The sequence below is a fragment of the Bradyrhizobium sp. F1.13.3 genome (assembly GCF_040548265.1).
In the GTDB taxonomy this organism is placed as follows: Bacteria; Pseudomonadota; Alphaproteobacteria; order Rhizobiales; family Xanthobacteraceae; genus Bradyrhizobium.
Genome location: NZ_JBEPRI010000008.1, coordinates 364,622 through 374,589, shown reverse-complemented (window position 1 = coordinate 374,589; position 9,968 = coordinate 364,622). Strand labels below are relative to the sequence as shown.

General features: G+C 64.5%; 10 protein-coding genes. 6 read left to right on the top strand and 4 right to left on the bottom strand.

Features of this window, described 5'->3' with window-relative positions:
• Positions 1-295 precede the first annotated feature (295 nt).
• The 4 genes from ABIB66_RS23465 to ABIB66_RS23450 all read left to right on the top strand — a co-directional run bounded on the left by ABIB66_RS23465 (position 296) and on the right by ABIB66_RS23450 (position 4,235).
• A complete protein-coding gene (locus tag ABIB66_RS23465) occupies positions 296-1,294 on the top strand; it encodes a Bug family tripartite tricarboxylate transporter substrate binding protein (RefSeq protein ID WP_354208927.1) in 999 nt (332 codons plus the stop codon).
• A gap of 267 nt (positions 1,295-1,561) precedes the next feature.
• Positions 1,562-3,214, top strand: coding sequence for an NAD-dependent malic enzyme (locus tag ABIB66_RS23460; protein WP_354208926.1), 1,653 nt, complete (start codon positions 1,562-1,564; stop codon positions 3,212-3,214).
• 239 nt (positions 3,215-3,453) lie between these two features.
• Positions 3,454-3,966 (top strand): septal ring lytic transglycosylase RlpA family protein, encoded by a 513-nt coding sequence (locus tag ABIB66_RS23455; RefSeq protein ID WP_354208925.1) that lies wholly within the window; start codon positions 3,454-3,456, stop codon positions 3,964-3,966.
• 113 nt (positions 3,967-4,079) lie between these two features.
• Positions 4,080-4,235, top strand: a complete 156-nt coding sequence (locus ABIB66_RS23450) for a hypothetical protein (RefSeq protein ID WP_354208924.1) — start codon at positions 4,080-4,082, stop codon at positions 4,233-4,235.
• A gap of 21 nt (positions 4,236-4,256) precedes the next feature.
• Here the strand turns inward: ABIB66_RS23450 and ABIB66_RS23445 are convergent, their stop codons facing one another.
• The 3 genes from ABIB66_RS23445 to ABIB66_RS23435 form a co-directional block, all read right to left on the bottom strand.
• Positions 4,257-4,562, bottom strand: a complete 306-nt coding sequence (locus tag ABIB66_RS23445; protein WP_247358856.1) for a hypothetical protein — start codon at positions 4,560-4,562, stop codon at positions 4,257-4,259.
• An 89-nt stretch (positions 4,563-4,651) separates the two neighbouring features.
• Positions 4,652-4,924: a hypothetical protein gene (locus tag ABIB66_RS23440; protein WP_106946928.1), complete on the bottom strand. Its 273-nt coding sequence runs from the start codon at positions 4,922-4,924 to the stop codon at positions 4,652-4,654.
• Between the two features lie 128 nt (positions 4,925-5,052).
• Positions 5,053-7,743, bottom strand: coding sequence for a flavin-containing monooxygenase (locus tag ABIB66_RS23435; protein ID WP_354255817.1), 2,691 nt, complete (start codon positions 7,741-7,743; stop codon positions 5,053-5,055).
• Between the two features lie 226 nt (positions 7,744-7,969).
• On the opposite strand from ABIB66_RS23435, the gene ABIB66_RS23430 reads away from it, so the two are divergent.
• Together ABIB66_RS23430 and ABIB66_RS23425 are read left to right on the top strand one after the other, a co-directional pair.
• Positions 7,970-8,179, top strand: a complete 210-nt coding sequence (locus tag ABIB66_RS23430) for a hypothetical protein (protein ID WP_354208922.1) — start codon at positions 7,970-7,972, stop codon at positions 8,177-8,179.
• Positions 8,180-8,260: 81 nt separating this feature from the next.
• Positions 8,261-9,721: a carboxylesterase/lipase family protein gene (locus tag ABIB66_RS23425; RefSeq protein ID WP_354208921.1), complete on the top strand. Its 1,461-nt coding sequence runs from the start codon at positions 8,261-8,263 to the stop codon at positions 9,719-9,721.
• Positions 9,722-9,738: 17 nt separating this feature from the next.
• On the opposite strand, the gene ABIB66_RS23420 is transcribed toward ABIB66_RS23425, so the two are convergent.
• On the bottom strand, positions 9,739-9,918 hold the full coding sequence (locus ABIB66_RS23420) for a hypothetical protein (RefSeq protein ID WP_027519499.1): 180 nt from the start codon (positions 9,916-9,918) through the stop codon (positions 9,739-9,741).
• Positions 9,919-9,968: the final 50 nt, after the last annotated feature.

The window sequence follows — 9,968 nt, the reverse complement described above, 5'->3', positions numbered from 1 at the left end:
GGCCCATCATGGATCGACCTCGCCGAGATTCGCGTCAACACAACGGAATCACGGTTCGTGACTTGTCTCAACCGACTTTTGCAACAAAATCGGCCCAACTCGGACCTGGGATGAGGTGCGCAACACGGCCGGTATCGGAGGCAGGGCGGACCTCACACGAAGTGCAGCGCGAGTTTATGAGTACATGTCCTAAGCGGTCCGCCATATTTCCGGCTTGCCTCCATCCGCGCGGCAGCGTTCACTCTACCTCCAGCCTGCTGACAACATGCGGGTGGCAAAAAGGGTGGAGAGACTGATGCGGGGGCTGTGGGCCGGATTGCGCGGTCATGTGATTGTCGCATGCGCGTTGATTGGATGTGCGACGTGGACTGCGCCGGGAAGCGCCCAGCCGTTTCCGTCCCGCCCCATCACCCTCGTGGTACCGTTCGCGGCGGGCGGACCCACCGACACGCTGGCGCGGATCCTGTCCGAACGCATCGCCGCCGAATTGCACGCGACGATCGTGGTCGAAAACGTCGCCGGCGCCTCCGGCAGCATCGCCGGCGCCCGCGTCGCGCGCGCAACGCCTGATGGCACCACGATCACGATCGGTCATTGGGGCACGCATGTGCTCAACGGCGCGATCTTCAAGCTGCCCTATGACGTGATCGCCGATTTCGAGCCGGTCGCGATGATCGCGATGGGCACGCAGCTCATCGTCGGCCGGAAGTCGCTCGAGGCCAACACTCTGAAGGAGATGATCGCGTGGCTGAAGGCCAACCCCGGCAAGGTGACTGCCGGCACGGCCGGCGCCGGCACGGGGGCTCACGTCGCCGGTGTCTTTTTCAAGGAGAGGACCGGCACCGACTTCCAGTTCGTGCCCTATCGCGGCGCGGGGCCCGCCATGATCGACCTCGTGGCCGGGCAGATCGACATCATGTTCGATCAGGCCTCGAACTCGCTGCCGCATTACAAGAACGGTGCGATCAAGGCGTTCGCGGTAACCTCGCCGACGCGGCTCGCCTCCGCGCCCGATATCCCGACTGTCGACGAGGCGGGGCTGCCCGGTCTCTACATCTCCTACTGGCACGGCATCTGGGCACCGAAGAACACGCCGAAGGAGATCGTCACGAAGCTCAACGCGGCCATCGTCACCGTGCTTGCCGATCCCGCCGTCAAGCAGCGGTTTGGCGAATTGGGGCAGGAGATTCCTCCGTCCGATCAGCAAACGCCCGCAGCGCTCGGATCCTTCCAGAAGGTCGAGACCGAGAAATGGTGGCCGATCGTGAAGGCCGCCGACATCAAGGCTGAATAATACCCCTCCTCATCCTGAGGAGCCCGCGGAGCGGCGTCTCGAAGGATGCGCCGCGGGCGAGAGCAGGGCCTGCATGGTTGGAGACGCGCGAAGACGCGCTCCTCACCATGAGGAGCGGGAGCGTTACGGCATTAACCTTTGCCCGTCACCAAAACCTCGCTGCGGTGCGGGATCACAATCCTTGCCGCAGTTTTCTGCGTCCTTGATCTCAGGTGAGCGCTGACCGACAATGCCCGCCCTTCAATAAGAAACTCCCTGGGGGAATTCGTGAATAGACCTGCTCGGGTCAGCGCCCATTCGACATCGTCCGATTCCGTGCACGGCATGACGCTGCTGCGCGATCCCCTGCTCAACAAGGGCACCGCCTTCACCGCGCAGGAGCGCGACGATCTCGGCCTGCGCGGCCTGCTGCCGCCTTGCGTTCTGACGATGGAGACCCAGGTCGAGCGGGTGCTCGTGAATCTGCGCACGCTGCCGACCGATCTCGAAAAATATGTCGCGTTGAATGCGTTGCACGACCGCAACGAGGCGCTGTTCTTCCGCGTCGTCGTCGACAATATCGACGAGATCCAGCCGATCATCTACACGCCGACGGTCGGGCTCGCCTGCCAGAAATACGGCCTGATCTTCCAGCGCCCCCGCGGCATGTTCATCTCCTCGCGCGATCGCGGCCAGATCGCCGAGATCCTGAAGAACTGGCCCTATCCGGCCAAGCTGATCGTGGTCACCGATGGCGAGCGCATCCTGGGCCTCGGCGATCTCGGCGCCAACGGCATGGGCATTCCGGTCGGAAAGCTCTCGCTGTATTCCGCCTGCGCTGGCGTGCATCCGGAAACGTGCCTGCCGATCGTGCTCGACGTCGGGACCAACAACGAAGAGCTCCTGAAAGACCCTTATTATCTCGGCTTGCGCGAGCGGCGGCTCACCGGCGAGGCCTATGACAGCTTCGTCGACGAGTTCATGGTCGCCGCGCGAAAGATCTTTCCGGGTGTGCTGATCCAGTTCGAAGATTTCGCCAATCATTCGGCATTCAAGCTGCTGCACAAATATCGCGACGAGGCCTGCGTCTTCAACGACGACATCCAGGGTACGGCTGCGGTCGCGCTCGCCGGCCTCTTTTCGGCCCTGCGCGTCAACGGCGGCAAGCTCAGGGATCAGCGCATCCTGTTCCTCGGCGCGGGCGAGGCCGCGACCGGCATCGCCGATCTCGTGACGTCCGCGATGATGGCGGAGGGCGTCTCCGAGGCGGAAGCGCTCCGCCGCAACTGGCTAGTGGATTCCCGCGGCCTCGTCGTCGGCGGACGCGAAGGCCTGTCCGGTCACAAGCTCCGTTATGCCCATGCCGACCAGGCGCCGGTCGCCGACTTCCTTACCGCGATCAGGACGCTGAAGCCGACGGCGATCATCGGTGTGGCCGCGGTCGGCGGCGCCTTTACGCCCGATGTGCTCAAGGCGATGGCCGAGCTCAACGAACAGCCGATCGTGTTCGCGCTTTCCAATCCGACCTCGAAGGCCGAATGTTCGGCGGAGGACGCCTACCGCTACACCGAGGGCCGCGCGCTGTTTGCCTGCGGCAGTCCGTATGACCCGGTCAAGCTCAATGGCCGCACCTACGTGCCGCGCCAGGGCAACAACTCCTACATCTTCCCGGGCGTCGGCCTCGGCGTTATCGCCAGCCGCTCGCGGTTGGTGACGGACGAAATGTTCATGGCGGCCGCCCATACACTCGCCAATTGCGTCGGCAAGGACGATCTTGCGCAGGGCAGCCTCTATCCGGCGCTGCCGCGCATCCGCGAAGTCTCGGTCCGTATCGCTGCCGCCGTCGCCGATGTCGCTTTTCAGCGCGGCCTGGCGGACGGACCCGCGCCTAACGATGTGAAGGGACTGGTGCAGTCCCAGATGTACGAGCCGCAGTACTGACGCTTACATTCACGCCGGACTCGCGGAGGCGGCTCCTCACCACTCCCTCTCCCCGCAAGAACGGGGGAGAGGGAGTAAGAGAGGTGCTCGCGAGAGAATCTGTCTCGATTCAGGACAAGCCAGTGTGGTGGAATCGTCACAGCTAAACGCGAAACGGCTGCGGCCTCAGGCGCGCTTTCGTTCCGACAAGGTTCTGCCCTCATTGCCCGCCGAAACTCGGGGCATTCGGAGGGCGCATCATGTCTTGCTTTGCACGTGCCGAAAATGCCCGGATTTCGTTGGCAACCCTGTGCCGGGTACTGCTCGCCATCATCGGCGCGGCGTCGCTTGCGGCGTGTGCGCAATCGCCGGTCGGCCGCCAGAAGGCCGATCTCGGCACCCACCGCCAAGCCGCTGTCGAACGACCGCACAGGGTGGCGGCGCTGCATCCGCGTCCGATCAGCCGGGCGCGCGTCCCCGACGGCGCAAAGCAAAGCGTCTCGCATGGTGTCGCCAGCTTCTATTCGGATACGGAGACGGCGAGCGGCGAGAGGTTCGACAAGAACGAATTGACCGCGGCCCATCCCAGCCTGCCGTTCGGCACAAAGCTGCGCGTCACGGACGTTTCGTCCGGTCGCTTCGTGACCGTCAGGATCAACGATCGCGGGCCGTATGTTCGCGGACGCGTGGTCGACATCTCTCCCTCCGCGGCCGAGGCGCTGGGCATGGTCGACAAGGGTGTCACCAATGTCCGGCTCGATGTGGTGCAATAATTTGCAGCTATATCGATCCGAAACGCTGTGCTTAACCGGCTGTTAGCCGCCTCCAGCCACCATGGATACCCAAACATTGGGGACTCCAGATCTAAGCTCTTGGGAGGCGGCGTTTGAACACGATCCAGTATCTCGAAGATCAGGCTACACGCGCCGAGCGGCTCGCCAAGCGGATCACGGATACATTGACGATCGAAAAGCTCCTGATCTTCGCAGGCGAACGCCGCCGCGAGATCGAGGTCATCACCGGCAAGTACCGACGGGCCTGATACTCATCACACCATGCGCGCTCAGCTATGGCTCTCGACGAAGTCGCTGAGATAGTCGGGCAGGGTCATGCCATCGATGTCGCAGCGCGCCCGAATCTCGCCGGCAACGTCGGTCGAGATATCCTTCATCCAGTGCTCGAGCGTGTTGAACGAGATGACCTTGACGGGGTCGTTGAAGCAGCCCGCGACGAGTTCGCCAATCGTGGCGTCGAGATCGCTTCGCTCGACACGGATTTCAGTCGCCTTGTCGAGGCGGTCGATCACCACGAACAAGGTCTGGTCTGCGCCATAGGGCACGACCGGGGCTGGTACGCCGGCTTCAAGCATGTGAGGCACTCACGCCTTCGCTTCCGATCACCATCAACGGGAAAAACCGGAAGAAGGTTCCTGCGCTCAGCCGGCGCTTTCTGCGAAGATCAGAGAAATTCGCGCAGCCGCGCCAGCTCGGTGATGTGCTCGGGCGAGAGGATGTCCGTCACCAGCGGCGGCTGCGCGATCGTGCGGATCTCATAGAGATGCCTGGTCGCCGCCGGCTTCGCCATGAACGCCGAGATGCATTCGTCGAGCGTGCCCTCGATCACCTGGTAGGACGCCCTGTCCGATCGCCGCTGGTTCGCAAGCGATGGCCATTTATGCAGCACCGCCAGGACACCAAAATCGACCTTTGAATCCTCAACCACGTCCCCCATCGTTCCGCCTCACGCAAAAAGAACCCCGGCACACAAGCCTGCGTGCCGGGGCCTACACCCATTACTGCATCTCAATGCCACAGCACCAAACGCGATGATCGGGAAATAGTTCCCGCCAATATTCGCTTTCAGCTCGCGGCCGCCGCGATCCTGTGCCCCGGGCTGGTACGAACCTGGCTGTGATCGTCGCCGCGGCTGACCTCCGGTGGCAACCCGGCGAAGCGCCGCAAGGCCTCGGCCATCTGCACCCGGCCCGGCGCGCCGGTGATGATCACGTCCACCATCGTGAAGGACGAATGGAAATGGCCGCGCGCCCTCAGCTGCTCGACCGGGACGCCGGCGGCCGCCATCGCCTCGGCATAGGCGATGCCTTCGTCGCGGAGGGGATCGAATTCGCAGGTGACGATGAAGGCCGGCGGCAGGCCTGCGACCTTGCCGCGGAGCGGCGAGACGCGCGGATCGGTGCGGTCGGCCGGCGAGCAATAGAGGTCCCAGAACCAGTACATCAGCGAGCGGGTCAGGAAATAGCCGGTCGCATTGTCGTTGTAGGAGGGACGGTCGAAGGTGCAGTCGGTGACCGGGCAGATCAGGAGCTGGCCCGCAATATCCGGCCCGCCGCGATCGCGCGCAAGCTGGCAGGTGACGGCGGCGATGTTGCCGCCGGCGCTCCAGCCCGCGACCAGCACCGGGCCCGGCCTGCCACCGAGCTCGGCGGTGTGCTCAGCAATCCAGCGCGTCGCCGCATAGCCGTCTTCGGCCGCGGCCGGGAAACGATACTCGGGCGCATGACGATAGCCGACGCTGACGAGCATCATGCCGGTCCGCCGTACCATGTCGCGGCAGAACGGTTCGTCCGATTGCTCGTCGCCGAGCACCCAGCCGCCACCGTGGAAATAGACCACGACCGGATGCGGTCCCGGCGTTGTCGGCCGGTACACCCGGTAAGGCAGGGGACCGTCGGCGCCGGGCAGAGTGCCGTCGATGATGTCGCCGATCGGCCGTCCCGCCGGGCGGCCCTTGTTGAACTCGTCGACGAAGGCGCGAGCGCCGAGCGCGCCCATCGACTCGATCTGTGGGAGATTCAGCGACGCCAACAGGTTCAGCACCAGCCGCACATCCGGCTGCAGGCGCACCACCTCGCCGTCATTGCATTGCGCGGCGACATCGGGGCCGGTCAGCTTGAAGCCGAGCATGCCGCGGCTGACCACCTCGTCACAGATGCTGCGATAGGGACCGACGCCGCCGGTGTAGGGCATCAGGCCCTGCACCTTGCCGGGCACGTTGGCGCCCGTGTACCAGGTGTTGGCGAGCCGGTGCAGCGTCACCATCGAGCAGTCGGCCATGTGCCTGTTCCAGCCGGCCTGCGCCGTCTCGGTCGGCTCGATCGTGGTGAAGCCGGCGTCGCGCAATGCCTTGAGCCGGTCGACGACCCAGTCGACATGCTGCTCGATCGACACCGCCATGTTCGACAGCACCGACGGGCTGCCGGGCCCGGTGATCATGAAGAAGTTCGGGAAGCCCTCGACCGTGAGCCCGAGATAGGTCTGCGGCCCCTGCGCCCAGACGTCGGTGAGCGATCTGCCGCCACGTCCGGTGATCGGATGCACGGCGCGGATCGCGCCGGTCATGGCGTCGAAGCCGGTCGCGAACACGATCACGTCGACGTCGACGCTGCGCTTGGCCGTGGTGATCCCACTTGTGGTGATCGTCTTGATCGGCTCCTGGCGCAGATTGACCAGCGTGACGTTCGGCCGGTTGTAGGTCGCGTAATAGTTCGTATCGAGGCAGGGGCGTTTGGCGCCGAAGGGATGATCGTCCGGCATCAGCGCCGCGGCGGTCTCGGGGTCTTTGACGGCGGCGCGGATCTTCTCGCGGATCAGGTCCTGGATGATCTTGTTGCCGTCGATGTCGACCGCCTGGTCGGCCCAGAGCTGGGTCAGGATGTGGACGAGGTCGCCGGCCGCCCAGGCGCGTTCGAACCGCTCACGGCGCTCGGCATCGCTTAATTGCCAGCTTACGACCGTTTGCTGCGGATAGGGGACGCCGGCCATCGACTGGCGCGCCTGCTCGCGATAGGCCGCGCGGTCGCCTTGCAGCAGGCTCATGCGATCGGAAGGCGCAGGGCCGTTATGCGCCGGCAATGCGAAATTCGGCGTGCGCTGGAACACGGTCAGGTGTGCGGCCTGCTCGGCGATCAGCGGGATCGACTGAATGGCCGACGATCCCGTGCCGATCACCGCGACGCGCTTGCCGGCGAGATCGACGCCGTCATGCGGCCAGCGTCCGGTGAAATAGACCTCGCCGCCAAAATCCTTCACGCCGTCGATCTCCGGCGGCTTCGGCGCCGAGAGACAGCCGGTGGCCATGATGTAATGGCGGCAGGAGACCGGTGCGCCATTGTCGGTGGTGAGCTGCCAGCGTTCGGTCGCCTCGTCCCATTTCGCTTCCGTGACCTTGGTCTTGAAGCGGATGTCACGCCTGAGATCGTAACGGTCGGCCACGAAGCCGAGATAGCGCAGGATCTCGGGCTGGGTCGCGTATTTCTCCGACCAGGTCCAGGCGGTTTCGAGATCCGGATCGAAGGTGTAGCTGTAGTCGATGGTCTGGATATCGCAGCGCGCGCCGGGATATCGGTTCCAGTACCAGGTGCCGCCGACGTCGCCGGCTTCTTCCAGGCCGACCGCCGTGAGGCCGGCCTTGCGCAGCCGGTGGAGAAGGTAGAGGCCGGCAAATCCGGCACCAACCACGGCAACGTCGACCTGCTGGCTGGTTCCGCGCCCCGCGTCAGAGGCACGCGCAGCAACCATTGCATCAGGCATGGCATTTCCTCCCGTCTGTTTTGTTTTGCCGGCAGGCTATCGCTGCAGGTTCGGCTTGTCATCACGCCATGTGCAATCTTCGGTAGCCATTTGCGGCGTCATCATGGCCGCGTGAATGTTGCGGCAGCACACGCATCGCGATGCACAAGAGCCGTGATTTCCCGGGCTAATCAGGGTCGATCCATCTGTGTATGCTCTTGTTTTGCCACGCGTGCCGACGGGCGTCATGACAGAGTTGAGTGAGCGGACCAAAGCGAACATGGACGTCGTCCTGGAGGAGACGTGCCGCCAACTGCCGCACGGCGGCGATCACGACAGCCGCAGGTTCATCGCCCAGCGGCTGATCGAGGCGGCGCGGTCCGGTCACACCACGCTCGGTGAACTCGGCATCATCGCACGGCACGCACTGGCGGAGCTTGTCGCCAAGGGGAACTAGGCGCGGCCGCGACGCTTGCCTCGCAGCGGGCCACGGACATAACCTGCCTAAAATCCTTCCGCGCATCGAGATGCTCCGAAGATGCGGTCCGTGTTCGCGCTATTTGCGACGTCTCTCGTCCTCTGTTGCGCCGGCTCGGCCGCGGCCCAGCCGGTTGGCCAGTTTCCATTTGCCCTGACGCGCGAAGGACAGATGCTTGGCGCCGTCGAAGGCGAAGTGGCCTCGTTCAAGGGGCTGGCCTATGCGGCCGCGCCGATCGGGCCGCTGCGCTGGCGTCCGCCGCAGGCCGCGCCCGAGAGTTCGGAGATGCGCACCGCCTATGCCTATGGCGCGCCGTGTCTTCAGCCGTCGCTGCCGGGATCGAGCGAGGATTGCCTCACACTGAACGTGTTCCGTCCGTTCGGGGTCGACGGCCCGCTGCCGGTGATGCTGTTCATCCACGACGGCGCTTTCGTCAGCGGCACCGCGAACGATCCGCTGTTCGACGGTGCCAGGCTCGCGCAGGCCGGGCTCATCGTGGTGACCGTGAATTTTCGCCTCGGCGCGTTCGGCTGGCTCGCCAATCCTGCGCTGTCGGAAGGTGGCTCCGGTAATTACAGTTTGATGGACCAGATCGCGGCGCTGCATTGGGTGCACGACAACATCGCGGCCTTCGGCGGCGATCCGAACAATGTCACTCTGTTTGGTAGCGGTGCAGGCGCGACCTCGATCGCGCTGCTGATGCTGTCGGCGCAAGCGCGCGCGCTCTTTCAGAAAGCCATTCTGCAATCGATCCCCGGCCGTGCCCGCCTGCGTCCGGCACAAGAGGCCGAGATTGTGGGCCGGCAATTCGTGGCGGCGCTGGGGCGACAGGCCGATCTGCGCACAGCCGAGCCGCGAGCTCTGCTTGCCGTCGAAAAACATCTGTTGGAAAAATCGCCGCGCAGCTTCGCGCCGACGATCGATGGAAGCCTGGTGAGCGAGGAGGTCGCCGCAGGCTTCGCGGCCGGACATGAGAGCCGCATTCCCCTGATCATCGGCTCGAACGACGACGAGACCGGTTTCGACGACGAGCTGGATATGCGGGAAGAGCTGGCATCCTCAGGCACCACCAGCGATGAACTGCGCAGGCTCTATCCCGACCTCGCCAGATCTTCCGCCCGCGCGGCAAGATTCTACACCGACAGGGTGTTCTCCGAGCCGGTGAGATTGCTGGCACGCTTGCATGCCGCCAGCGGTGCGCCGACCTTTCGCTATCGTTTCGCCTATGTGCCGGAGGCACGGCGCGCAAATCCCGAAGGCGGTCATGGGCGGGAATTGCAGTTCATCTTCGGCGTCGAAGGTGTGCCCGGTGCAGGCATCTTGTCACGAGGCGATCGCGAGGTCGCAAATCGCATGCGCGCCTACTGGATCAATTTCGCCAGGAGCGGCGATCCCAACGGTGCGGACCTGCCGCATTGGGATGCGGCCGCAGACAGCGATCGCCTGCTGCTGATCACGAACGATCGCATCGCGAGCGGAGACGACCCCTGGTCGGGGCGCCTGGACCGGTTCGGGCGTTAGAGCAGGATGAGTTGGACTTAAGCCGCGAGTTCGACGCGCGGCGCCGGGCTCAGCCGGTCTTCCTCCAGATAATCCATCGCGCCGTCTTTCTCGACGGCGTAGAACTGCTGGCCTTCCTTCGATCTGTAGGCGGCGCGAACCACGCCGCGGCGGCCCTTGTCACTGTTGACGACGTCCCCCAACGCAAACTTCTTCATGTCACGTCCCTGGCTGCTGGCCGACTCCTTCGGCTACGCCCGGGATTCTG